Consider the following 23,321-nt stretch of genomic DNA (forward strand, 5'->3'; position numbering starts at 1 on the left):
CAAGAATGTTCGGCCACGCCCTGCCGCACCTGCGTGGACGCTCAGGACGAGTACGGGTCACGATGACCGAGAGGTGCTTAATCTACATAGGTCGATCACAATCGACCGACGAGAGGACCACCCGTGCCACAGGAACCCCGACGGATCGCCGAGACCGCACACTGGTGGGTCGACCGAGCGGCCGACCTGTCCACCGCGCCGCTCCGCGCGGAGCGCCGCGAGCAGTGGCACGCCGACGTCGCGGCCGCTCCGGAGGTCGGCGTCCTGCGCACGGCCCTCGTGCTCGGGATGATCACGACCGCTGCCTTCCACCGCTCCGCGCACCCCCGACCAGGAGGATCGATGAACCCGTCCCGTCCCGCGCACGCTCGCCCCGCCCGGCTCCTCCTCGCTGCCGCCGTCCTGTCCGTCGTCGCCGCGTCCGTCCTCGACCAGACGGTGTTCTTCGTCGTGTCAAGCACCGCGCAGTACCGCGTGGGCGAGGCGTTCGAGGTCGTCCTCGGCTTCCTCGTCCCGCTGGCCCTGGTGCTCGTCGCGCTGTCCCGCGTGACCACGAGCCGCCGGCGGTGGGGCGCGGCCGCGGTCACGGCCGTCGCCGGCTCCTGCACGGTCGCGGTCGGCGTGGTCCTCGGCGGTGCGGTCTGGTTCGTCGCCGCGAGCATCGGGTTCGCCGCCCTGCTGGCCGCGTGGTTCCTCGCGAACGCCGTGCGGCCTCGCGCCTGGTTCCTCGTCGGGTCGCCGGCCGTGGTGCTCGTCGCCATCGGCCTGGCCGCGCTCGTCGCCCGTGCCGCCGTCGACGCGTCGACGTCGACCCGCCCAGTGCTGTGGCAGGTGGAGGGCGTGGTCACGCTCGCGGCTCCGCTCGCCGTGGCCGTCGCCGTCGCCGTGCTGCTGCCGCTCCGGACCGTCGACCGCTCCGGCGGCCAGCGGGTGGCCGCCTGACGGAACCGCTCACCCGTGCGACCGCCCCGGGCACAGCGTCCCGGTGATGTCACCGATGCGGGGTCCGCCGGCTGCGGCGAGCATCGCGCCATGACCACGAAGACCGCAGTGCTCCTCCGACAACACGTCCACGCCCTCCAGCGGCTGACGGCGGCCAGCCCGGTCGGACGGGTCGCCCGCGCGGGCTCGCTCACGTACACCGACTCCGGCATCGACGTCGCGGCGTTCAACGCGATCACGGTGACGGGTGCGGCCTGGTCCGCCGGCGACCTCGACCGGGCAACCGGACTCGCCGCGGCGAGTGGCCGGCCCTGGTCGATCACCGCCCAGCGGGGGACGGGGACGGTCCGGGACGGGGCTCGCCTGCGTGCCGTCGAGCGCGCCGCCGTGCGCCACGGTCTCACCGAGCGGGACGAGGACCCGTTCCTGGTGTGCCAGCGCGCGGACTTCCGACCGGCGACCCGGTCGGGACCGGCGGACGGACCGGCGGCGCGGATCCGGGTCGACACGGTGTCCGCCGACGCGTGGGGTGCGTACACCGCGACCGTCGCGGCCGGGTTCGAGGTACCGCGAGCGGCGTTCGGCTCGGTCTTCGGAGGCGGACTGCTCGACGACCCGCTGGTCACCGGGTACGCCGTCCGGCTCGACGACCACGTCGTCGGTTCCGGCCTCGGCGTCCGGACGGACGACGGGCTCGGAGTCCACAACATCGCGGTCCTGCCCGGTGAACGCTGCCACGGCGCAGGGCGGGCGGTGACGGAACGGGTCGTGCAGGACGGCTTCGCCGACGGCGCGACCGCCGCGTACCTCGTCAGCTCGGTCGACGGGCTCCGGCTGTACCGGTCGCTCGGGTTCCGGCAGGTGGACACCCTCGTCCGGTGGTCCGCGGCGTGAGCGCGCGTCACGCCCGGTCCCTCGTCGCGCTGGGCATCGGCGTGGCCACGGCCTGGGTCGTCTGCCGCGCGCTCCTCCGGTGGGTGGTGCTGCAGCTGGGCGGAGTCGGTCCCGACCCGCTGCTGCCCGAGGACGACTGAGGTGCCGCCCTCCGCCGTCGAGCGCGGTCGTCAGGCCACGCGCTCCCGCACCGGCTGCCGTCGCGCGAACGCGCGGACCAGGGCGAAGAAGCCGTACCGCCCGCCGGGCTCGGCGACGATCAGGTGCGCGTCGAGCAGGTCCTCGACCACCGCACGCGTCGACCTCGTGTCACGGCGGAGCGCACGTGCCGCCTCCTCCACGGAGAACGGTCCCTCCGGCAGGTGCGACAGCCGGTGGAAGGCATCGCGCTGGTCCTCGCGCAGCCCGGCGGACGCGCGTCGGAACGGCGCGTCGACGATCCGGCAGTCGGCGTGCATCACGACCGGCTGGTCGAGGTCGTCGTAGAGCTGCTGCTCGATCTCCGCGACGGTCCAGGTCGGCCGGTCCGCCAGGCGGGCAGCCGCGACACGGACGGCGAGGGGCTGGTGGGAGCAGGCGGCCGCGAGCCTGGCCGTCGGCCCCGGCTCGGCCGCGAGCCGCTCGTGACCGACCAGTCGACCCATCAGGTCGATCGACTCCTCCGGCGCGAGGGGGAGCAGGGTCGTCCACCGCGTACCCGGAAGGTCGAGGAACCGTCGGACCGATGTCACGAGGGTCAGCGAGCCCGGTCCGGACGGCAGCAGCGGACGCACCTGGGCGCTGCTCGCCGCGTCGTCGAGGACGAGCAGCACCCGACGGTCGGCGACCAGGGACCGCCACGCCGTGGAGCGTTCCTCCAGACCGTCGGGGATCGTCGACCGTGGGACGCCGGCGGTCCGGAGCAGCGACAGCAGGGCGTCCGAGGCGGTCAGCGGGTCGCCGCCGGCGGCGCGGAGGTCGACGAAGAACTGCCCGTCGGGGAAGGCCGTGCGCACCCGGTGGGCCGCGTGCACCGCGAACGCCGTCTTGCCCATGCCGCCGAGTCCGGTGATCCCGAGGACGCCGCCGGACGAATCCTGGGCGACGACGCGTCGGACGCGCTGGAGTTCGTCGGCACGGCCGACGAAGTCGGCGAGGTCCGGGGGCAGCTGGGCGGGCGCCGCGGCGGTGGGCGGTCGGACCGGCGGGCCGGGAGGCGCGGTGACGGACGCGGGGGGCGCCTCCAGTCCGACGGCCGGTTCCGTGACGTCGTCCTGCAGCAACCGTTGGTGCACCTGCCGCAGCGCGCTGCCGGGGGAGACGCCGAGCTGGTCGGCGAGCCGGTGCCGGAAGTCGTCGTACGCGCCGAGGGCCTCGTTGCGGAGGCCGAGCGCGAGGAGCGTCTCGAGCAGGAGCGCGGCGACGCGCTCGTCGAGCGGACGGTCCTCGGCCACACGTCGGAGCTCCGGCAGGGCTTCCTCGTACCGACCGAGCCGGACCTCGAGCGTCGCGCGCCCGAGGGCGACCTCGTCGTGGAGCTCGCCGAGCCGGAAGCGCTGGGCGTCGGCCCACGAGCCGGGCAGCCCTCCGAGTGCGGTCCCGGTCCAGCGGGCGGTCGCGGCCGCGAGCTCGTCGGCGGCTCCGGTGACGTCACCGACACGGACCAGTTCGCGGGCGCGACGCCGGGCCGTCTCGACGACCGCGACGTCGAGTTCGGCAGAGCCGCGGTCGAGGTGGTAGGCCCCGCCGTCCGTCCCGATCACCAGCCCGTCGGCCTCCGCGTGGGGTGCGAGGACCCGTCGCAGGCGGTACACGTACGTGCGCAGGACGCCGGCGGCGCTCCGGGGCGGGGTGTCGCCCCAGATCCGGTCCACGACCGTGTCGACGTCCACCGGGCGTCCGTCGGCGAGCAGCAGCATCGCCAGCACGGCTCGCTGCTGCGGCGACCCGATGTCGAGGTCGACACCGTGCGCGGCGGCGGTGACCGGCCCGAGGACGGCGAACCGGACGGTGGGGAGCGCGGATGGGCGCATGGGCGTGCTTCCTGTGCAGATCGGTCCCGGTGCCCGGGACACGAGCGCCCGCGTCAGAACGACGCGAGTGCGGTGGTGGTGAGCTGGTGGATGCTCGTCGAGGCGCAGGCCTCGAACAGCGAGCCGGAGGCGGCGACGAAGAGCGACTGCCGCGATCCCGGCGGGATGACCCGGAACCCGTCGGTCGTGCGCGGCTCGCAGGTCGCGGCGTCCCAGTCGCCCGACTGCTCGACGGTCACGATCGCCTGGACCTCGTGGCCCGGTCGGAGCGTCAGGGTCGGGTGCGGCGCGGACCGGTCGAGCGTGGCCGGGTTGCCGATCTGCGCGCCGTCGCCCCCGCCCACGAAGGACACGCCGGGCCAGCCCTGCAGGGTGCAGGACCGGGTGCCGGAGTCGCGGAGGACGATCGCGACCCGTTCGGCTCCCGCGCCGCCACCCCCGCCGCCGTCCGCGATCGAACCCGACAGCTCGGCGACGGTGCACCGGGCGCCGTCGGCGTCTCCCGCCCCGGCAGTCGACCCGCCGGACGCGGTGGTGGAGCCACTCGGTGCGGCGCTCGCGGGCGCGGTCCCCGGCGTGGAGGGGGTCGTGCCCTGACCGGACGTGGGCGTCGCGGTCGGGGCGGAGGTCGTCGCACCGGTGCTCGCAGCCTCCGGGGTCGGAGCGCTCGAGGCGCCGTTCCCGGTGGCGGCGCACCCGGTCAGCAGTACCGCGAGCGTCACGATCGCGATGGTCGGCGTGAGGAGCCGTGCACGGGGAGTCGTCATCGTCTCAGCGTGCGACCCCTCGGGGGTCCGGGCCACGGCTGTCAGGATGACCCGCATCACCCTGGAGGATGAATGTTCCGGGTCGGTACCACCGGACCGGACGAGGTCGGTGGTTGTACGGATGCCGGCGCGCCCGGTCGCGACGACCCTTGCCCCATGCCGGAACCCGAAGTCATGGCCGCTCGCCCCACGACCCGCCAGTGGATCAGTGGTGCCCGACCGCGCACGCTGCCGCTGAGCGTCGTCTCGGTGCTGCTCGGGACGGGCGTCGCCGTCGCCGGCACGGACGGCGGCGCGGTGGCGTGGGCCGGCCACGGTCGGCACGTCGGCATCGCCGTGCTCTGCCTCGTCGTCGCCCTCTGCCTGCAGATCGGTGTCAACTACAGCAACGACTACTCGGACGGTGTGCGCGGGACGGACCGCTTCCGCCGTGGTCCGGCGCGGCTGACCGGCGCCGGCACCGCGACGCCGCGGGCGGTCCTCCGCGTCGGCCTGACGTTCTTCGGGATCGCGGCGGTGGCCGGACTGGTCATCGTGCTGCTCACCGGACTCTGGTGGATGCTCGTCGTCGGGGCGGTGACGATCGTCGCCGCCTGGTACTACACGGGCGGCAAGCGGCCGTACGGGTACCGGGCGCTCGGCGAGGTCTCGGTGTTCGTGTTCTTCGGGCTCGTCGCCGTCCTCGGCACCCAGGTCGCGCAACTCGGGCACGTCACCGGGCAGGGCTGGGCAGCGGGCACCGCCGCGGGGCTGTTCGCCTGCGGGGTCCTCATGGTCAACAACATCCGTGACCTGGAGGTCGACCGGCTCGCCGACAAGCGCACCCTCGCGGTCGTCGTCGGCGAGCGGGGCGCGCGCTCGCTGTACGCGTTCTTCATGCTGGCGCCCTTCCTCGTCCTGCTGGTCTTCGTCGTCGCCGCTCCGCTGACCCTCGTCGCGGCCGCGGCGCTCGCCCTGGCCCTCCCGGCAGTGGCCATCGGCTCCCGGCCGGCGGAGGCGCCCCGGCTCATCGCGGCGCTCCAGCTGTCGTCGTTCGCCTCGTTGGCGTTCGGCGTGCTCCTCACGGTGGCGCTGGTCACCAGCGCCGCCTGAGCGACGCCCCCACTCTCGTAGTCCCACTCCAGACGGAGGTCCACCATGCGCATCGTCTTCACCGCCAACCCGCTCCCGGGGCACATCGTGCCGATGGTCCCGCTGATGCGTGCCGCCCTCGCTGCCGGCCACCGGGTCGCCCTCGTCACCGGTGCCGACGCGGCGGACTTCGTGCACGCGCAGGGCAGCCCCGACATCGAGGTCCTGCCCGCCGGCCCGCCCACCCTCGTCGCGATGGCCGACATGCAGCGGGAGACCGGCACGAGCCCGGCGACCGCGCCGCGGCCCGACACCGTCGCCGAGTACTTCGCCGTCCGGCGGGTCGCAGCGGCTGTGGACGACGCTGTCGAGGCCGCACGGGCCTGGCACCCGGACGTCGTCATCAGCGAGAGCCTCGACCACGTCGGGCCGTACGTCGCCGCGGCGCTCGACGTGCCGTTCCTCCGGCACGGCTTCGGCCCGGAGCGCCCGGAGCCCGTCCTGGCCGCGATGGCCGCGGCGTCCGCGCGTTCCGCCGCGGCGCGCGGTGTCGAGCTGCCGCCGGTGGCGGCGTGGATCGACGTCTACCCGGCGTTCCTCGAGGCTGCCGGGACGGTCCGCGAGGGTCGTCGCATCGCCCTGCGCCCGTCGGCGCACGGAGCGGTCGGGGCGTCGGACGCCCCGGTGTCCGCAGCGCCTCGGACCCGTCCGCGGGTGCTCGTGACGATGGGCACCGTGTTCACCGACCAGGCGCTCCTGGACCGCACGGTCGCCTCGTCGGAGCGGGAGGGACTCGCGGTCGACCTCGTGACGACCGCCGTCAACGGCGTGCAGGCCCGTGCGGGTTCGCCCGACTCCGCCGTGCGGGTCGTCAACGTGCCGTTCCGTCCGCTCGCCGAGCTGCTCGCCGACGTCGACGCGGTCGTCACCGTCGGCGGCGCCGGCACCGTCCTCGGGGCGCTCGTCGCCGGGGTCCCGCTCGTGGTGATGCCGCTGGGTGCCGACCACTCCGTGAACGCCCTGCGAGCGACGGCAGCCGGTGCCGCCGTGACCGTCGACTCTCCGGAAGCCGTCGGTCCGGCGCTCCGCCGCGTCCTCGAGGACGAGGACCTGCGTCGGTCCGCCCGGGACGTCGCAGACCGGATCCGTGCGCTGCCGTCGGTGGAGTCGGCGCTCGCCGAGGTCGAGCAGGTCGTCGCGGCCGCGACCCGGGAGCGCGTGTGACCGCCGACCAGCGGGTCGCGGACGGTCGTGCTCCCGCGTTGGTGCCGATGCCCGCGCTGACCCTCGCCGTGACCTCCGGCAGGAGCGCAGGGTTCCGTCCGGCCGCGACGCACCGACGTGCCGACGAACTCCTCCGTGACCTCGTCTCCGAGCTCGCCGACCAGGGCGTCAGCAGCACGGGCTCTGCGTCGATGACGATCGTCGCCGCGGACGACGCCGGCATCGGCATCGAGGTCGGAGTGGTCGTGCACGAGCCCGTGGTCCCGACCGAGACGATCCGGGTCGTCGAGCGTCCGAGCCACGAGGCCGTGACCCTCCTGGTCCCGGGGGACCAGACCGACCGTGACTGGGGCCGGTTGCGGGTGTTCCTCGCCGAACTCGACGTCGTGGCGCACCGCCGGTCCTACGTCTCCTTCCACCACCCACCAAGCCCTGACCGGGCATCGCGCTTCACGCTGCTCGTGCAACCCGTGACGCCCCGCCACGACTGACCCATCGGCACGCTGCCGATCGGGCGTCGACGGTGCATCGACCCGACGTCGACGCCGCGCTGGTGTGCTCGATCCCGACCAGCCCCGTGCGGGGCGCGATCACTCTTGGAGGACCCCTTGTCCCAGACCATCCCCGACGACACCGAAGACACCGACGACACCGTCGACCACGGCGCGCGCGCCGCGTTCCGTGAGGCCGTGGAGACCCTCGACGCGACCCTCGACGGTGCCGCGCTCACCCCGGAGGACGCCGGCTACCCGGCTGCGTGCGCCGGCTACAACCTGGCCGGCGAGCGACACCCGGACGTCGTGGTGACCGCGCACAGCGCGAGCGACGTCGTCGAAGCGGTGTCCTTCGCCGCCGCGCACGGCCTGCCCGTCGCCGTCGTCGCGACCGGCCACCACGGCACACGCCCGCTCCGGGGCGGGCTGCTCGTCACGACGGCGGCGATGAACGAGGTGCACGTCGACGCTGCCGCTCGCCGAGCCGTGATCGCCGCCGGCGCACGCTGGAGCGACGTCGTGTCCCGCACCGCGGCGCACCGCCTCGCGCCCGTCCACGGCTCGTCCGGGCAGGTGGGAGTGGTCGGCTTCACGCTGGGCGGCGGGCTGAGCCCCGTGCTGGGGCGCAAGTACGGGTGGGGGTCCGACCACGTCGTCTCGCTCGACGTCGTGACGGCCTCGGGCGAGCTGGTGCGCGCGTCCGCCGAGGACGACGCGGACCTGTTCTGGGCCCTGCGCGGCGGACGGAGCAACCTCGGCATCGTCACGTCGATGGAGATCGAGCTGCTCCCGGTCGAGCGGTTCATCGGCGGCGGCCTCTTCTACGACGGCGGGCACGCCGCTGCGGTCCTGGCTGCCTTCGCGACGGCGACGGCGACCGCCCCGGACGACCTCACACTGTCGCTGGCCTTCCTCCGCCTGCCTCCGGTGCCCGGGATCCCCCCGCTGCTCGCCGGGCGCTTCGTGCTGCACCTGCGCGTGGCGCACCTCGGGGACGCCGCAGGCGCCGACGCGCTGCTCGCGCCGCTCCGTGCCGCCGCCCCGGTCGTCCTCGACACGATCGAGGAGACCCGGGTCGAGGACTTCGAACGGATCCACAACGACCCGGTCGACCCGGCCCCCTTCTCCGAGGAGACGGCGATGCTCGCCGACCTCGACCCGTCGGCGCAGCGCGCGCTGCTGGACGTCGTCGGACCGTCGACCGACACCGGTCTCCACATCGTCGAGCTCCGGCACCTCGGCGGAGCCTTCGACGTCACCCGCCCCGGTGCCGGCGCGATCGTCGCACCGACCGCCTCCTACGTCCTCTGGGCCGTCTCGATCGGCATGCCCGAGTCCGACGCGGAGGGGATCGCGCAGGCGCGGGCGCTCGTCGAGGCCATGCGGCCGTCCAGCACCGGAACGCGGTACCTGAACTTCGCGCCCGACGACGGGCACCCCGAGCGGTCGTTCTCCGCGGCCGACTGGGAGCGGCTGCTGCGCGTGAAGGCCGCCGTCGACCCCCGGAACCTCTTCCGCACGCAGCAGCCGCTCATCGAGTCCTGACCATCCGACACCACCGACCTTCCCGAAGGAGCACCACCGTGACCACCACCGAGATCACCACCACCCTGCCGATCGAGACCGAGTGGGAGCTCGGGCGGCTCCCACTGCTGTGGGCCCGCGCGCTCGACACCGCCGATGCCTCCGTGCTCGAGGACCTGCTCACCGAGGACGTCGTCGTCGACATGACGCCCGCCACGACGAAGATCGGGCTCGAGTTCCCGGTACTGCAGGGGCGCGAGACGGTGATCCCGACCATGATCGGGGCCGTCGGGCCTCTCGACACCATGCACGCCGTCAGCAACGTCTCCGCACGTGGGCTCGGCGACGGCTACCTGGTGGAGGCGTACGCACTCGCCCAGCACTACCTGCCGGGCGAGGGGTCCGACGTGCGCGCGACGCGGCACGCCCTGATGGGGAACACGTGGACCTTCCACGTCCGTGCCACCCCGGCCGGCCCCCGTGTCGCGCGGTTCACGATGGACTGCCGGTGGATGGAGGGCGACCCCACGGTCCTCCTCGCGGCGATCAGCTGAACGCCAGCCAGCCGCACCGGCCCCGAGGGCAGACCAGAGGACGACCGTTGCGCCTGCCCTCGCTGTCGCGCCTCGTCGCGGCGATGTGGTCGCGGCGGGGGAGTGCGGCCTACCGCCGCCACCCGAGACCGGAGAGCACGACCCCGGTCCGGGTCGCGGGCCCGCACCCGCTGCGCGTCCTGGTGTTCGGCACCGACGCGGCCAGCGGCTGGGGCGTCCTCCGGCAGGACCTCGCGCTGCCCGGACACCTCGCGCGGGCGCTGCGCGGCACGACGGGTCGCGGGGTGCACGTGACGCTGGTCGACTGCGGCGTGGCCCGGGTCGCGGACCTCGCGGCGGTGGCGAGCGTGCTGCCGACCGCTGCCCACGACGTCGCGGTGGTCATCGGCGGTGTGAGCGACGCCGTGCGCCTCGGCGACGTCGAGCGGTGGCGGACTGCGATGGCGGTCGTCCTCGACGCAGTCCTGACCCGGTCCGGAGCGCACGTGTTCCTCGTCGGGATCCCCAGGCCGAGCACGCTCCCCGCCTTCCGGCTGCCGGCAGGGGGCGCCGCCGACCGGGCTGCCGAATCGTTCGACCGTGCGTCCCGGGAGCTGTGCCGGTCGAGGCCGCGAGCGACCTTCGTCCCCGCGATCTCCCACGCTGCACCGGTGTCCCGCGACGAGCGCCTGGTGTCCGCCGACAGCTACGCGGGGCTGGCGAGCCACCTCGCCGCGGCCGTCACGGCGCACGTCGACCGTCCCACTCGGCGTGCGGACCCCGGCTCGGCGTGACCGGACTCAGCGCGCCCGTGTGCGGGCGACGAGGCGGAGTGCGGACGTCCCGAGGGCGGCGAGCAGGACGGCGACGGCGCCCAGCTGACGAGCGAGCCCCCGCATCCGTGGTCCCCGTGATCCGTCCGACGCGATCGCCCGGATCGCCTGCCCGACCTCGGCCGCCGAGCGCACCACGACACCGGCGCCGACGGAGGCGAGTGCCCGGCCGACACCGTCCTGTGCGTCGCTGGCGGGGAACACCACAACGGGGACCCGGTGCTGTGCGGCGGCGAGGGCGGTGAGCGCGTCGCCGGACACGACGGCGACGTCCATGCCCTCGAGCAGCTCGGGGAGCGCCTCGTCCACCGCGTAGACCAGGTTCCGCGACGGCTCGGTCGACGGTGTCCCGGAGCCCTCGGCGAGCCGGACCACCGTGTTGGCCTGCGATGCCCCGATCGAGGCGAGCACGGCGTCGAGCGTCTCCGGATCGCGGTCGGGGAGCGCCACGAGGACGTTCCAGCGGTACTCCCAACCGTCGGTCAGCGGGTTCGTCCAGCGGTGCCGGCCCTCGCTCCCGCTCCGACTCGCGCGTTGCTCGTGCATCGCACCATGCTGCGGATCGGGGTCGACGGGGCGCGTCCGTGCAACCACTGAGTGGCCCGCGCACCCGGCCGGACCCGCGACGACGGGGAGGTGCGCAGTCGTACGATCCCGTCATGCCCTTCTCCGTCGTGCACGTGTCCGATGTCCCCGCCAGCGACTCGGAGCACCCGGCGTCGAGCCCCTACGACCGACGACTGACGGGTCCGCTCGGGATCACGCGGTTCGGTCTGTACGAGGTGGACCTGCCCGCGGGAGCGGCCACGGTGCCGCACGACCACCGCGACGACCACGCCGAGGACGCGTACGTCGTCGTCCGGGGGTCCGGCTGGCTCGTGGTGGACGGTGCCGAGACCGCCCTCGCCGCCGGGGACAGCGCCGGTGTGACGGAGGAGCCCGAGCGGTGGTTCCGTGCCGGCCCCGAGGGGTGCACGCTCATCGCGATCTGCGCCTGACCGAGAAGTACCGCGGCGGAACGATCATCCTGCGGGGGGATCGGCGTCATCCGCACGGCCGTCGAACCCGTTCGGCTGCGAGCGCACGCTGGTCTCGACGGACGCCGAAGGTGTCCGACCTCACCGAAGGAGACCCCATGTCCACCCTGGACCAGCAGACCGCAGCCCCGACCCCCACCGACCGCCTCAACACCCTGTCGATCGTCGGGTTCGTGCTGGCGTTCGTCGCGAACATCGTCGGCCTGGTGGTGTCGGTCATCGCCCTCGTCCAGATCGGCCGCACCGGCGAGCGGGGCCGAGGCCTGGCGATCGCGGGCATCGTCGTCGGCGGGTTCTGGTTCGTCGTCTTCGGCGGCGCGCTCCTGCTGCACGCGATCGTCGTGGCCACGCACGGCGCGTGAGCGGGGGCGCGGAGGGGGCTTGTCCGGTGTTCCCGATGCGGTTATGGTAACGATACCAACCGACGGGAGAGCGACGATGCTCGGAACCACAGCGACAGCGACAGCGACAGCTCGGACGCGGCGCCGCCATGCCGCCCGGATCACCACGGCCGCGATCGTCCTCGGGGTGGTGGCGAGCACCGTGCCGCTCGCGGCCGAGGCCGCGACCCCGCCCCGACCGACCCCGGACCCGGTCTGGCAGCAACGGGCGAGCGCGACCTACGACGCGATGCAGGACAACCTGTACACCGGAGCCGCAGGACACGGGCTCTACCGCGAGAACACCGACACGACCACCGGCAACCCGTACTCGTTCCTCTGGGAGTACCGCGAAGCGACCCAGGCGGCACTCGACCTCCAGGGGATCGACGGCGTCGGACCCGCGTACGCGAACTCCGCCGCCGCGCGCGTCGACGGGTTCGAGCACTACTTCGCCGTCGCTCCGGGTGGCCGCCCCGGGTACGAGTCGTACCTCCCCGCACCGCTCGGTACCGGTGGAGACGTCTACTACGACGACAATGCCGTCGTGGGCCTCTCGTTCGTCAGCCAGTACCAGGCGACCGACGACGCCGCCTCGCTCGACCACGCCCGAGCGGCGTTCGACGTCGCGGTCCGGAGCTGGAACACGGATGCGTCCCTGACCTGCCCGGGCGGATCCGACTGGATCGACCGGCCGGACAACACGACCCGTGCGGCGAACGTCACCGGACTGACCGCGCAGCTCGCGGCGCACCTCTACGAGGAGACCGGCGACGCGTCGTACCTGCGCTGGAGCACCCGGCTGTACGACTGGAACAACCGGTGCCTGCGGCAGTCGGCCGGGCTCTACCGGAACAGCCTCGGTGACGACGGCACCGTCGACCCGACACTGTGGACGTACAACTCCGGTGCGATGATCGGCACGGCGACGATCCTCTACCGTGCGACCGACGACCCGAAGTACCTGCGGCAGGCCTCGGCGGCGGCACGGGCGTCCCTGCGCTACTGGAGCGCGGACGGCCGACTGCAGCAGCAGCCCGCGGTCTTCAACGCCTTCTACTTCAAGGACCTGCTGCTGCTCGACTCCGTGCAGCACGACCCCTCCTACCGGGCAGCCGCCGAGCAGTGGGCCACCGCGACCTGGCGCGACAACCGCGACCCGGCGACCGGCCTGTTCCACTTCCAGCCGAGCGGCGGCGGCGACCCCGCCTGGGACCGCCCAGCAGCGACGCTCGACCAGGCGGCGATGATCCAGGTCTTCGCGGTGCTCGGATGGTCCTCGGGTCGGCTCGGGGACGTCAGTTGACCGCATCGCACTCGACCGCGACCCCCGTCGGCGTCATGGACGTCGGCGGGGGTCACATCACGGCAGCGCTCGTGGACCCGGCATCCGTGGGGGAGGTCCTGGTCGAGCGGGGAGCGACGATCGACCCCCACGCGGACCGCGACGTCCTGCTCGACCAGCTCGCCGGCCCGGGTCGCGCGCTCGGACCCCTCCGAGCCGGATCGGTGCCACTCCGAGGCTGGTCGATCGCCATGCCCGGACCGTTCGACGCCGCGGCCGGCACGGGCACGTTCGCGGGCGTCGACAAGTTCCAGTCGATCGCCGGGATCGACCTGCGCGCGGCGCTCGCCGAACGCCTCGGGGTTCCGCCGAGTGCGGTGCGTTTCCTCAACGACGCCGTCGCCTACGGCATCGGCGAGTGGGCGGCGGGGGCCGGAGTGGGTGCGGGCCGGATGGTCTGCATCACGCTGGGCACCGGCGTCGGGTCGGCGTTCCTCGTCGACGGCGCAGCGGTGGACTCCGGTCCGACGGTCCCGGAACAGGGGGAGGTGCACCGCCTCGCGATCGACGGACGTCCGCTCGAGGAGACGATGTCGTCGCCGGCGCTCCGTCGTGCCGACCACGAGCGGTCCGGCCGGGATCGGTCGGTCGAGGAGCTCTGCGCCGCGGCACGGGGCGGTGACCCGGTGGCGCTCGAGGTCGTGGCGACGGCGATGTCCGCACTGGGCGGTGCGCTGCGACCGTGGGTGGAACGGTTCGGGGCGACCCGCGTCGTGGTCGGCGGGTCGATCGCGCGGTCGTGGGACGTCATCGCGGCGCCGTTGCACGCGGGGATCACGCGGGCCGGCCGGACGACCGCCCGAGACCCGCAGCTCGTGCCGGCCGCGCTCGGATCCCGCGCGCCGCTCGTCGGCGCCGCGGTCGCGTGGACACGCGGCACCGACCGGTAGCGAGCCGTGCCCGGGCGGCACCGAGTCCCTCAGCCGCTGAGGCCGGTCCCGCGGACCGAGGCCTTCACGGTGCCGAGGCGCTGACCCACGCCGAGCCCCCACGGCCGGATCGTGTAGCGGCCGACGCTCGCCGGCACGATGAAGGTCTCGGCGTAGTGCACGACGAACGGCTCGAACGCACCGTCCGGGCTCTCGACGACCGCCTCGGCCCCTTCCACGAGGTTGAGGACGTTCACCGTGCCGTCGGTGTCGTGCGGGACGACGCCCTCGAACCAGTGCCGCCGGACCTCGATGAACTCGAGCTCGTGCAGGCCGGTGCGCTCCTCGACCCAGCCGTCGCCGCGTGCGACCTCGGTGACCTGGTTGACGAGCTCGTCGCGTGCGAAGTCCGTGCGACGGTCCCACTGGATGTTCGCGAACGCGTGGTCGAGGTGGACCGGCCGCGGGACGCCGTCGAGTCCGACCCGACCCCAGTCCCACATCTTGAACGTGAAGATGTACGGCGTCGCCGAGATCTCGAGGACCATCGAGTCCGCGCCGGAGCAGTGCACGGTGCCGGCCGGGATGAGGAAGTGGTCGTGCTTCTTCGCCGGGAACGTGTTCACGTACCGGTCGGCGGGGAAGGGCTCCTCGCCGACGGAGGCCGTCCGCAACGCGGCCTGCATCGCCGCGGGGTCGGCGTCGTCGCGGACGCCGAGGTACACGACGGCGTCGTCCGCGGCGTCGAGCATGTAGTAGCTCTCGTCCTGCGTGTAGGGCATCCCGAACACGTTCTGCATGTAGTCCGTGAGGGGGTGGACCTGAAGGGAGAGGTTGCCGCCCGCCATGGTGTCGAGGAAGTCGAAGCGGATCGGGAACTCCGCGCCGAACCGGGCGTGGGTCTTCACACCGAGGAGCTCTCGTGGGTGCCGGAAGACCAGGTCGAGCGCCGGGACCTCGACGACGGTGTCGCGGATGCGGAACAGCAGGCTGTTCTCCTCCGGGACGCAGTCGAAGCACCACGCGTAGTTGTCGGCGTCCCCGACCTCGAGGACCTCCTTCATCCACTGCCCGCCCCAGACGCCGGGGTCGAAGAACGGCACCACGCGGAAGGGACGACGGCTGGCGAGCTCGAGGCCGGCCAGGAAGGTCCCGGCCTCGACGAGCTTCGCGTCGGCCATCGAGCCGTTGGCGTCGAGCACCAGGTCGATCCGCTCGAACAGCTCGCGCTTGTGCCGGTCGGCGACGCGCCACTCGACGAAGTAGCCGCGCTTGACCTTGCGGAGCTGATCCTCGTCGCCGTTGCCCGCGCGCCAGTTCGGCGCCCCGGCCCGCTGTCGACGCTGGATCTCCCAGCGAGCGAGGTCCGCGAGCACCACGGTGTCGAACGACGTCGGCACGAGCGTGGCGCCCCAGCCGTACACGACCACGGGCCCGTCGGTGGTGCGGACCCGTTCGGCCACGCCGGTCAGGCGGTCCGCGTCGTAGAAGTCGGACAGCACCTGGTGGCCGAGGACCCCGAAGACGCGGTCGTCGGTGAGGTTCGCGGCGATGCGCTCCTCGATCACGGAGTTCGGCAGGGCCGCCGCGTCCTCGACGTCGATGAGCACCGCGTCGGGCGCGGCCGCCGCGAGTGCCCGACGCAGACCGTCGAGGTCGCTGCCGGGGTAGGTGTCCACCGCCATGGTGCGTCGACCGGGCCCGGAGAGGAGCGAGGCGAGGTGCTGCCAGGCGGCCGTACCCGCCCAGACGTCGTGTCCGGGCGGCAGGTCGATGACGGGCGTCTTGTCGTACTGACCGACGGTCACTCCTGTGGGCAGGAAGGCGGACATGAGGCCCCTTTCGCGCTGATAACGTTACCAACACTACAACGGAAGCAGCGCGAGAACGCAAGCCGCGCCTCCAGGCCGCCGCCGCAGCACCGGGCCGGACCGGCCGGACCAGCCGGTCGTGCGCTCAGTGGTGGACGATCCGCACCGGCAGCTCGACGAGCCGCGGCGGCTCCCCGTCGGCCGTCCCGTCCAGCCGCGACAACAGCATCCGCGCGGCGACCCGTCCGAGCTCGGCGGGGTCGTGGTCGATGACCGACAGCGGGATCGGCGCCATGTCCGCGAAGTCGAACGAGTCGAAGGCGAACAGGCGCGGCGGCGAGGCGACGGTGCCGTCCGCCACGGCCTTCGCGATCGCCCGGATCGCACCGACGCTGATCCGGTTGTTCGCGGCGAAGACGGCGGTGGGTGCGTCCGCGCGCTCGAGCAGTCGGCGCATCGCGCGCTCGGCGGTGTCCGTGTCCTGCAGCTCGAGCACGACGAGCGAGTCGTCGGGTGTCACCCCCTGCGACGCGAAGGCGTTCCGGAAACCGGCGAGGCGGCGCTGCCCGGTCGACACCGTGACCTTGTTGCCGAGGAACGCGATGCGGCGGTGGCCGTCCTCGAGCATGAGGGTCGTGGCGTCCTGGGCGCCGTGCACGTCGTCGATCAGGACGGCGTCGGCGGCGACGTCGTCGACGGTGCGCGAGGCGAGCACGAGCGGAGCGTCGTTCAGGCGGTCGGTGGTGAACCGTTCGCCGTCCTGGCCGACGGGGACCACGATGAGCCCCTCGACCTGGCGGCCGAGGAAGTCGGAGAGCAGCTGCCGCTCGAGGTCCGAGTCCTCGTTGGTGGTGCCGACCAGGATGCGCCGGCCGGTCGCGGCGACCACCTGCTCGATGCCCTGCACGACGCCGGCGTAGTACGGGTTGCCGATGTTCGTGATCATCACGCCGACCAGTCCCGAGCGCTGTCCGGGCCGCAGGCTCCGGGCGTTCTCGTTGCGGTGGTAGCCGACCTCGGCGATGACGCGCTCGACGTGCTCGCGGAGCGCCGGGCGGACGTTCTTGCCGCCGGACAGCACCCGGGAGACGGTCATCGGACTGACCTCGGCGACCCGTGCGATGTCCTTCACGGTCATCGCGGGCTTCCGTCCGGGTCCGGATCCCGCGGCTGGCTGCATGTGTCCCTGTATACCGGACATCCCACTTGCGGCTGCTCGCGTGCCGTGTATGCTCCGGTTGGTAACGTTATCAATTCATCGTCGAATGGAACGCCCGATGCCGAACCCGTTCTCCCGAGGACCCGCCGTGACCCGCCGCACCGCGCTCGCGCTCGGCGGTGGAGGGCTCCTCGCCCTGACCCTGGCGGCCTGCGCCCGCGGCTCCGACACGCAGCCGTCGGCGCCCGGCACGGTCACGCTGAACAGCGACAACCCCACCTGGGGTCCCGGGTACGCCGCGGCGTCCGCCGTGCTGGCGAAGCGCATCGGGTACCGCATCACGTCGCGCTCGATCGCCAGCGTGAACAACTACACGCAGGTCATCCGGATGACGGCGCAGACCGACAGCACCACCGACCTCATCAAGTGGACGAACGGGTACCGCCTGCAGGACATCGCGCGCGCCGACATCCTCACCGACCTCAACCCGGTGTGGGACTCGGCCGTCGAGCGTGGCTGGGTCGACCCGGCGCAGCGCGAGTCCTTCAGCTACCGCGGCAAGGCCTACGGCGTCCCGCTCTACAAGAGCTACTACGCCGTGTTCTACAGCAAGAAGGCGTTCGCCGAGCACGAGATCAGCGTGCCGACCACCTTCGACGAGATGCTCACCGCCGCGCAGCAGCTCAAGGACGCCGGCATCACCCCCTTCCTCTCGCCCGGTGCCACCACGTGGGAGGCCGAGATCTGGTTCATGCAGCTGCTCGCGTCGATCGACCCCGACTACTACAAGGCCGTCACGACCGACAAGGCGAGCTACACCGACGAACCGGCGAAGCAGGCGATGGACCTCTGGTCGTCGATGTACGCCGACGGGTTCTTCTCAGCACCCGACGTCACGTCGAACGACCTCCCGGGACTCGTCAGCAAGGGGAAGTTCGGCATGATGCTCTACGGGACCTGGTTCGCGAACACCCTCCTCGCCGCCGGGCTCAGCGACGCGGACATCGGCTTCTTCCGGGTCCCGCCCCGCGGGTCCGCCGCGCCGGCCGTCGTGGTCGAGAGCGGCTCCCTGTCGGTCCCGGTGAAGGCGCACCGCCACGGCGCCGCGGTCGACGTCGCCGAGAACTGGCTCGCGACCGACGTGCAGACCGCCTGGGTCGGGTTCCTCGGCGACACCAGTCCGAACCCGCACGCGCTGCCGAAGTCCCACCTCGTGCAGGACCTGGCGAAGGACATCGCCGAGACGCGCCCCGTCGAGCTCACCCGCTACTGGGAGGCCTCGCCCACGCCGCTCATCGAGGGCAACGTGCAGGACCTCGGGTCCTTCATGGTCAACCCGTCGAAGGCGAACGGCGTCGCCACCCTGCGATCCATGCAGAACCGAGCAGCGACCGAGTGGAAGACCTGGAACGCCGCATGACGCTGACACAACCGCCCGTCCCCGACACGGTCGTCGACCAGGAGGCCCGTCCCGCGTCACGACGTCGGCCCGCGCCGACGAGACGCGCACCCCTCAGGGCACGGATCACCGGGGGCGCGTTCCTCGCCCCGTCCGTGCTGCTGGTCGTCGCCCTGCTCGTCGTCCCGTTCCTGTTCACCATCTACCGCAGCTTCTTCGACGACAACGGCTTCACCAGGAGCTGGGTCGGGATCGCCAACTACCAGGCGATGTTCGCCGACCCGGCGTTCGGGCAGTCCGTGCTCAACACGTTCATGTGGGTGGTCGGCACGCTGCTGCTGCCCGTCGGCATCGGGCTCGCGATCGCCGTGGGGACGTGGAAGCTCCGGCTCGGCGGTCTCGCCCGGTTCGCGATCGTGCTGCCCTACGCGATCTCGGGCTCCGCCACCGCGGTCGTCTGGACCTTCATGCTCTCCACCGACGGCGGACTCGACACCCTCCTGCGGATGATCGGCCTCGACGGGCTCGTGTCGCAGTGGCTGCTGCAGTGGCCGCTCAACACGGTCATGATGATCATCGCGACCACGTGGCAGGCCACCGGTGCGTGCGTGATCCTCTTCCTCGTCGGGCTGCAGTCGATCCCGGTGAACACCCTCGAGGCGGCGCAGATCGACGGTGCCTCCGGGTGGCGGCTCTTCTGGTCCATCACGTTCCCCCAGCTGCGCCCGATGACGGTCGTGGTCGTCGGGATATCCATCGTCGGCAGCCTCAAGGTCTTCGACCAGGTGCTGCTGCTCACGAACGGTGGCCCCGGTACGGCGTCCGAGACACTCGCACTGACCATGTACCGCGAGACGTTCACGCTCTCCCGGTACGGGTCCGGTGCCGCGGTGGCCGTCTTCCTGACGCTCGTGGTCGTCGTGGCCTCGTGGGCGTACCTCCGCCGGCAACTCCGACCGACCGACTAGCAGGAGCCGTTCGATGACCAAGACCTCCCGCCGCATCCTCGCGGCCGTGCTGACCGTCGTGTCGCTGATCTGGCTGATCCCGTCGTACCTGCTCGTCGTCAACGCCTTCACGAAGAGCGCCGACTACTCGGGCACGCCGTCCTGGTGGCCGACCTCGTGGTCCCTGTTCGACAACATCGCCACGGCGTTCCAGAACGCGAACGTCGGCCAGGGCATGGCGAACAGCCTGCTCTACTCCGTCGTCGGAGCGGGGGCCGCGGTGTTCATCGCGGCGCTCGCCTCGTTCGCGGTCACGATCATGCCGGTCAAGCGCCCGACGTTCTGGTTCTGGGTGATCTACATCGGCACGATCCTGCCGCTGCAGGCCTTCCTGTCGCCGCTGTTCACCGGGTTCGCCGCCGCGTCGCTGTTCGACACGCAGTACGGCATGCTGCTCGTCTACGTGGCCCTGACGATCCCGTTCGCGTTCTTCGTGGTGCGCGGCCACATGACCGGGCTGCCGAACGAGGTGCGCGAAGCCGCGTCGCTCGACGGAGCCGGGTGGGTCCGGATGTTCTTCCAGGTCCACCTGCCGCTGTCGACGAGCGCGCTCCTCGCCGCCTTCGTCTTCCAGTTCACGTGGATCTGGAACGACCTGCTGTTCGGCCTGACCCTGTCGACCAGCCCGAACATCCGGCCGGTGATGGCGACCCTCGCCGACCTGACCGGCAACTACTCGACGTACGGGCCGCCGGTGGCGCTCGCCGGAGCGCTCGTCGCGTCGCTGCCGACCATCATCGTGTTCTTCTCGTTCCAGCGGTTCTTCGCCCGCGGGCTGAACCCGACGGCCTGACCCCGACGGCCTGACCCCGACTGCCTGCGCCGTCCCCCGTCCCGCTCCCTGCTCCGACCACCGAAGGAAGTCCTGCTCCGATGACCGAACCCGCCCTCGTCTCCGCCCAGCCCTGGTCGCACCTGGAGGCCCGCGACGGACTCCTCGACCGGGCGACCGTCGCCACGGGATCGATCGGGGGCGTCCGCGTGCGGGTCCTCCCCGAGCCGCTGCTGACCGAGCGGGAGGGCACCACCGTGCAGGCCGTGCGACTGCTCGTCGACGGCCGGCTCCCCGATCCGGCCACCGCGGCGCTCACGGGTCCGGCCGGCGACCTCGTCGTCGGCAGTGCTCCCGCGCCCGACGACACGTCCGTCCGGCTCCTCGTCCGCGCGGTCGCCGAGCCGACCGAGGTGGCCCTGGCGCTGTCGGACCTCGGCGACGAGACGATCTCCTTCGTGCTGCTGCCCCAGCGGGCCTGGTCGGTGCACGTCGTCCACCACTCGCACTTCGACTTCGGGTACACCGATCCGCAGACCACGGTGATCTCGTCGCAGCGCTCGTACCTCGACTCCGCGGTGGAGCTCGCCGCGGCGACGAGCGAGTGGCCCGACGCCGCGCGGTTCCGGTGGAACGTCGAAGCGCTCTGGGCGTTCGCCGACTGGGAGCGGCACCGTCCGGCGGCGAAGGTCGCCGAGTTCGTGCGGCTCGTGCAGCAGGGGTCGATCGGTCTCAGCGCGATGCCCTACAACCTGCACACCGACACGTGCTCGACCGAGGAACTCCACGAGCTCCTCCGCGAAGCCCGGCGCATCCGGGAGCAGTACGGCATCGACTTCACCACGGCCATGCAGACCGACGTGCCCGGTCAGGTCGCGGGTCTGCCCGACGCCCTGCAGGAGGTCGGCGTCCGGTACCTCGCCGTCGCGCACAACTGGGCCGGGCGGTCGATGCCCCACCAGAACGGCGCCCTCGACCTGCCGCGCCTGTTCCGGTGGCGCACCCCGGCCGGCAACTCGGTCGTGGTGTGGATGACGGACAGCCCGCACGGTCTCGCCTACATGGAGGGGCCGATGGTCGGGCTGACCGAGTCGTACGAGGTCGCCGAGACGTACCTGCCCGCCTACCTGACGGCGCTCGCGACCCGCGGCTACCCGTTCCCGCCCGGGGTCTTCGGCGCGCACGGCGAGACCGCCGAAGGGCGACCCGGCTACCCGTGGGAGGTCCTGCACCTGCGCACACAGGGGTTCATGGGCGACAACGGGCCGGCGCGACTGCACCTGTCGGAGGTCGTCCGCCGGTGGAACGAGACCTGGACGTCGCCGACCCTGCGCGTCTCGACCAACGAGGACTTCTTCGCCGAGGCGGAGGCCCGGCACGGCGACGAGCTGATCACCGTCGAGGGGGACTGGGGCGACTGGTGGGTCGAAGGTGTCGGGTCGGCCGCCGTCCCGCTCGCACTCGCGCGTGAGGCGCAGGCCACCGTCAGCGACGCCCGCTCCTTCTCGCAGGCGGCCGCGTGGCTCGGCGGCCAGGCGGTCCCGACCGAGCGCCGTGACTCCGACGCCGCCTACGACGCGATCTCGATGTTCAACGAGCACACCTGGGGTGCGAGCAACTCGTGGACCCACGGCGACGAGGGCTACGACTCCGGCGAACGGCAGTGGCAGTGGAAGGTGGCGCAGGCCCTCACCGGCCACCAGCACGGACGCGACCTCGAGGAGCACGCCCTCGTCTACCTGGCGGACACCGTGGCCACGCCGGACGACGCCCTCGCGGCGATCGTCGTCGCCAACGCGTCCGGGGCCACGCGCACCGGCGCCGTCCGCTTCCTGCTCAAGGAGTCCACGGTCCCGCTCGGCGCACACGTCGCCCTCCGCGACGGCCGCACCGGCGAGCGGCTCGACCCGGTGCTCGAACCGCAGTCGAACTCCCTGCACCGCGAGTCCGGGCGCTGGGTGACCGTGCAAGTGCGCGACGTGCCGGCGTTCGGGTTCGTCCGGGTCGACGTCCTGTCCGCCGACCGGAGTGTCGAGGCACCGCGGACGCACGACGCGCTCACCACGCCGGCAGCCGAGCTGTTCACGCTCGAGAACACGTTCCTCCGCGTCGCCGTCGACCCGCAGACGTCGACCATCCGCTCCGTCGTCGAACTGGCGACCGGACGCGAGATCGTCGAGCAGTACGCGCCCGCCGGCTTCAACGGGTACGTCTACGACGAGTACGGCTCGTCGGGCGCCGGCGTGAACCACCTGGCGAACAAGCTCTGGAGCTCCGACCGCCTCGAGCTCCTCGCCAGCCGGACCACCGGCGGTCCGGCGGTGCTGGTCGAGCGGGTGTCGGACGCCGTCGAGGAGCGGCTGGTCTACCGGTTCGCGGCGGCCGGGGTCGACAGCGTCACGGTCACGCTCCGGCTGCGACACGGCGAGCCCCGCCTCCGCATCGAGAACCGCCTCGAGAAGCCGGTCACCCGTACGAAGGAAAGCGCGTTCTTCGCCTTCCCCTTCGCCGCCGCCGAGCCCGTCGTCCGGTACGAGGTCTCCGGCGGCGTGACCGGCGACGGCCTGGCGCACGTCCCCGGCGCTCCGCAGCACATGCGCGCCATCCGGAACTGGGTCAGCGTGCAGGACGCCGACGACGCGGTGGTGTGGGTGACGAAGGACGCTCCGCTCGTGCACCCGGGGACGATCTCCCTGCCGTACGCGCCGTTCCCCGCCAGCACCAGCCCGACGCGGGCGGCGACCGTCTACTCGTGGCTGCACAACAACGTGTGGGACACGAACTTCCCGATCGAGCAGGGTTTCACCGCGACCTTCGAGTACGCGATCGGGGTCCGGTCGGACCCGTCCGAGCCGGTCGAGGCCGTCGCGGTGCAGACGACCGCCGACCTCGTCCGGCCCCTCGCGGCGGTGCCCGCCTCCGGCGCGGGTGGTGCGGGTGGGGCGTCGGCCGAGCTCCTCACGATCAGCGATCCGCGGGTGCGACTGGTGTCGGTGGTCGCCGGCGACGACGACGGGGCGTCCATCGTGCGGCTCCAGTCGTTCGCGGACGAGCCGGTCGACGTCGAGCTCGCCTTCGGGGTCCCCGTCGAGACCGCCGGCCGGTCGACGTTCCTCGGTGACGACAGGGACGCGCCGATCACCCTCGACGACGGTGTCGTTCGGACGTCGCTCGCGTCGTTCGAGGCGGCTGCGGTGCGCGTCCGGCGCGCGCCCCGGTGACCCGCGGCGGACGGGAGGCTCGTGGCG

General features: G+C 72.7%; 22 protein-coding genes. 17 read left to right on the plus strand and 5 right to left on the minus strand.

What is annotated here, in order from left to right:
* The first annotated feature begins 123 nt into the window (after window positions 1-123).
* From BIU96_RS15495 to BIU96_RS19945, 3 genes are all read left to right on the plus strand, one after another.
* The gene (locus BIU96_RS15495; RefSeq protein ID WP_071293505.1) at window positions 124-942 is read left to right on the plus strand and encodes a hypothetical protein; all 819 of its coding nucleotides are present in this window, start codon (window positions 124-126) and stop codon (window positions 940-942) included.
* Window positions 943-1,032: 90 nt separating this feature from the next.
* Window positions 1,033-1,836, plus strand: a complete 804-nt coding sequence (locus BIU96_RS15500; protein WP_071293506.1) for a GNAT family N-acetyltransferase — start codon at window positions 1,033-1,035, stop codon at window positions 1,834-1,836.
* A complete protein-coding gene (locus BIU96_RS19945) occupies window positions 1,833-1,976 on the plus strand; it encodes a hypothetical protein (RefSeq protein ID WP_166645760.1) in 144 nt (47 codons plus the stop codon). Before BIU96_RS15500 ends, BIU96_RS19945 begins: the two co-directional genes overlap by 4 nt.
* A 30-nt stretch (window positions 1,977-2,006) precedes the next feature.
* On the opposite strand, the gene BIU96_RS15505 is transcribed toward BIU96_RS19945, so the two are convergent.
* Both BIU96_RS15505 and BIU96_RS15510 read right to left on the minus strand, forming a co-directional pair.
* The gene (locus tag BIU96_RS15505) at window positions 2,007-3,848 is read right to left on the minus strand and encodes a BTAD domain-containing putative transcriptional regulator (protein ID WP_071293507.1); all 1,842 of its coding nucleotides are present in this window, start codon (window positions 3,846-3,848) and stop codon (window positions 2,007-2,009) included.
* Between the two features lie 53 nt (window positions 3,849-3,901).
* Entirely contained in the window at window positions 3,902-4,615 is a 714-nt protein-coding gene (locus tag BIU96_RS15510) for a DUF4232 domain-containing protein (protein WP_071293650.1), read from the minus strand.
* A 156-nt stretch (window positions 4,616-4,771) separates the two neighbouring features.
* Between BIU96_RS15510 and BIU96_RS15515 the strand changes: the two genes are divergently transcribed.
* The 6 genes from BIU96_RS15515 (at window position 4,772) to BIU96_RS15540 (ending at window position 10,255) form a co-directional block, all read left to right on the plus strand.
* Window positions 4,772-5,707, plus strand: a complete 936-nt coding sequence (locus BIU96_RS15515) for a 1,4-dihydroxy-2-naphthoate polyprenyltransferase (RefSeq protein ID WP_139200090.1) — start codon at window positions 4,772-4,774, stop codon at window positions 5,705-5,707.
* A 45-nt stretch (window positions 5,708-5,752) separates the two neighbouring features.
* Complete coding sequence (locus tag BIU96_RS15520; protein WP_071293508.1) at window positions 5,753-6,910, plus strand: glycosyltransferase; 1,158 nt, start codon at window positions 5,753-5,755, stop codon at window positions 6,908-6,910.
* Entirely contained in the window at window positions 6,907-7,401 is a 495-nt protein-coding gene (locus BIU96_RS15525; protein ID WP_071293509.1) for a hypothetical protein, read from the plus strand. The genes BIU96_RS15520 and BIU96_RS15525 overlap by 4 nt, the downstream gene beginning before the upstream one ends.
* Window positions 7,402-7,518: 117 nt before the next feature.
* Window positions 7,519-8,949 (plus strand): FAD-binding oxidoreductase, encoded by a 1,431-nt coding sequence (locus tag BIU96_RS15530; protein ID WP_139200091.1) that lies wholly within the window; start codon window positions 7,519-7,521, stop codon window positions 8,947-8,949.
* Window positions 8,950-8,987: 38 nt separating this feature from the next.
* Window positions 8,988-9,482, plus strand: coding sequence for a nuclear transport factor 2 family protein (locus BIU96_RS15535; RefSeq protein WP_071293510.1), 495 nt, complete (start codon window positions 8,988-8,990; stop codon window positions 9,480-9,482).
* Window positions 9,483-9,529: 47 nt separating this feature from the next.
* Window positions 9,530-10,255, plus strand: a complete 726-nt coding sequence (locus tag BIU96_RS15540) for a hypothetical protein (RefSeq protein ID WP_071293511.1) — start codon at window positions 9,530-9,532, stop codon at window positions 10,253-10,255.
* Window positions 10,256-10,261: 6 nt separating this feature from the next.
* Here BIU96_RS15540 and BIU96_RS15545 read toward each other — a convergent pair whose 3' ends face one another.
* On the minus strand, window positions 10,262-10,840 hold the full coding sequence (locus tag BIU96_RS15545) for a hypothetical protein (RefSeq protein WP_071293512.1): 579 nt from the start codon (window positions 10,838-10,840) through the stop codon (window positions 10,262-10,264).
* 113 nt (window positions 10,841-10,953) lie between these two features.
* On the opposite strand from BIU96_RS15545, the gene BIU96_RS15550 reads away from it, so the two are divergent.
* The 4 genes from BIU96_RS15550 (at window position 10,954) to BIU96_RS15565 (ending at window position 13,946) form a co-directional block, all read left to right on the plus strand.
* Window positions 10,954-11,292 carry a cupin gene (locus BIU96_RS15550; RefSeq protein WP_071293513.1) on the plus strand — a complete coding sequence of 113 codons (339 nt, stop codon included), beginning with the start codon at window positions 10,954-10,956 and terminating at the stop codon, window positions 11,290-11,292.
* 137 nt (window positions 11,293-11,429) lie between these two features.
* Window positions 11,430-11,693 (plus strand): DUF4190 domain-containing protein, encoded by a 264-nt coding sequence (locus BIU96_RS15555; protein ID WP_071293514.1) that lies wholly within the window; start codon window positions 11,430-11,432, stop codon window positions 11,691-11,693.
* 166 nt (window positions 11,694-11,859) lie between these two features.
* A complete protein-coding gene (locus BIU96_RS15560; protein ID WP_217642283.1) occupies window positions 11,860-13,017 on the plus strand; it encodes a glycoside hydrolase family 76 protein in 1,158 nt (385 codons plus the stop codon).
* The gene (locus tag BIU96_RS15565; protein WP_217642284.1) at window positions 13,014-13,946 is read left to right on the plus strand and encodes an ROK family protein; all 933 of its coding nucleotides are present in this window, start codon (window positions 13,014-13,016) and stop codon (window positions 13,944-13,946) included. Before BIU96_RS15560 ends, BIU96_RS15565 begins: the two co-directional genes overlap by 4 nt.
* A 29-nt stretch (window positions 13,947-13,975) precedes the next feature.
* Here the strand turns inward: BIU96_RS15565 and BIU96_RS15570 are convergent, their stop codons facing one another.
* A complete protein-coding gene (locus BIU96_RS15570) occupies window positions 13,976-15,757 on the minus strand; it encodes a class I mannose-6-phosphate isomerase (RefSeq protein WP_071293515.1) in 1,782 nt (593 codons plus the stop codon).
* A gap of 124 nt (window positions 15,758-15,881) precedes the next feature.
* Complete coding sequence (locus BIU96_RS15575) at window positions 15,882-16,916, minus strand: LacI family DNA-binding transcriptional regulator (RefSeq protein WP_071293516.1); 1,035 nt, start codon at window positions 16,914-16,916, stop codon at window positions 15,882-15,884.
* A 127-nt stretch (window positions 16,917-17,043) separates the two neighbouring features.
* Between BIU96_RS15575 and BIU96_RS15580 the strand changes: the two genes are divergently transcribed.
* The 4 genes from BIU96_RS15580 to BIU96_RS15595 all read left to right on the plus strand — a co-directional run bounded on the left by BIU96_RS15580 (window position 17,044) and on the right by BIU96_RS15595 (window position 23,294).
* A complete protein-coding gene (locus tag BIU96_RS15580) occupies window positions 17,044-18,315 on the plus strand; it encodes an ABC transporter substrate-binding protein (protein ID WP_175477580.1) in 1,272 nt (423 codons plus the stop codon).
* Window positions 18,312-19,262 (plus strand): carbohydrate ABC transporter permease, encoded by a 951-nt coding sequence (locus tag BIU96_RS15585; protein ID WP_083402984.1) that lies wholly within the window; start codon window positions 18,312-18,314, stop codon window positions 19,260-19,262. The genes BIU96_RS15580 and BIU96_RS15585 overlap by 4 nt, the downstream gene beginning before the upstream one ends.
* Before the next feature lie 13 nt (window positions 19,263-19,275).
* Window positions 19,276-20,094, plus strand: a complete 819-nt coding sequence (locus BIU96_RS15590; protein WP_071293518.1) for a carbohydrate ABC transporter permease — start codon at window positions 19,276-19,278, stop codon at window positions 20,092-20,094.
* An 80-nt stretch (window positions 20,095-20,174) separates the two neighbouring features.
* Window positions 20,175-23,294, plus strand: coding sequence for a glycoside hydrolase family 38 C-terminal domain-containing protein (locus BIU96_RS15595; protein ID WP_071293519.1), 3,120 nt, complete (start codon window positions 20,175-20,177; stop codon window positions 23,292-23,294).
* Window positions 23,295-23,321 lie beyond the last annotated feature (27 nt).

This window comes from Curtobacterium sp. MCBA15_008, assembly GCF_001865065.1.
Taxonomy (GTDB): domain Bacteria; phylum Actinomycetota; class Actinomycetes; order Actinomycetales; family Microbacteriaceae; genus Curtobacterium.

What these genes read in the sequence shown, in the direction of transcription:
- BIU96_RS15575 (WP_071293516.1), bottom strand. Translation starts at nt 16,916, where the DNA reads ATGCAGCCAGCCGCGGGATCCGGACCCGGACGGAAGCCCGCGATGACC.
- BIU96_RS15570 (WP_071293515.1), bottom strand. Translation starts at nt 15,757, where the DNA reads ATGTCCGCCTTCCTGCCCACAGGAGTGACCGTCGGTCAGTACGACAAG.
- BIU96_RS15590 (WP_071293518.1), top strand. Translation starts at nt 19,276, where the DNA reads ATGACCAAGACCTCCCGCCGCATCCTCGCGGCCGTGCTGACCGTCGTG.
- BIU96_RS15585 (WP_083402984.1), top strand. Translation starts at nt 18,312, where the DNA reads ATGACGCTGACACAACCGCCCGTCCCCGACACGGTCGTCGACCAGGAG.
- BIU96_RS15550 (WP_071293513.1), top strand. Translation starts at nt 10,954, where the DNA reads ATGCCCTTCTCCGTCGTGCACGTGTCCGATGTCCCCGCCAGCGACTCG.
- BIU96_RS15505 (WP_071293507.1), bottom strand. Translation starts at nt 3,848, where the DNA reads ATGCGCCCATCCGCGCTCCCCACCGTCCGGTTCGCCGTCCTCGGGCCG.
- BIU96_RS15520 (WP_071293508.1), top strand. Translation starts at nt 5,753, where the DNA reads ATGCGCATCGTCTTCACCGCCAACCCGCTCCCGGGGCACATCGTGCCG.
- BIU96_RS15595 (WP_071293519.1), top strand. Translation starts at nt 20,175, where the DNA reads ATGACCGAACCCGCCCTCGTCTCCGCCCAGCCCTGGTCGCACCTGGAG.
- BIU96_RS15500 (WP_071293506.1), top strand. Translation starts at nt 1,033, where the DNA reads ATGACCACGAAGACCGCAGTGCTCCTCCGACAACACGTCCACGCCCTC.
- BIU96_RS15510 (WP_071293650.1), bottom strand. Translation starts at nt 4,615, where the DNA reads ATGACGACTCCCCGTGCACGGCTCCTCACGCCGACCATCGCGATCGTG.
- BIU96_RS15515 (WP_139200090.1), top strand. Translation starts at nt 4,772, where the DNA reads ATGCCGGAACCCGAAGTCATGGCCGCTCGCCCCACGACCCGCCAGTGG.
- BIU96_RS15555 (WP_071293514.1), top strand. Translation starts at nt 11,430, where the DNA reads ATGTCCACCCTGGACCAGCAGACCGCAGCCCCGACCCCCACCGACCGC.
- BIU96_RS15545 (WP_071293512.1), bottom strand. Translation starts at nt 10,840, where the DNA reads ATGCACGAGCAACGCGCGAGTCGGAGCGGGAGCGAGGGCCGGCACCGC.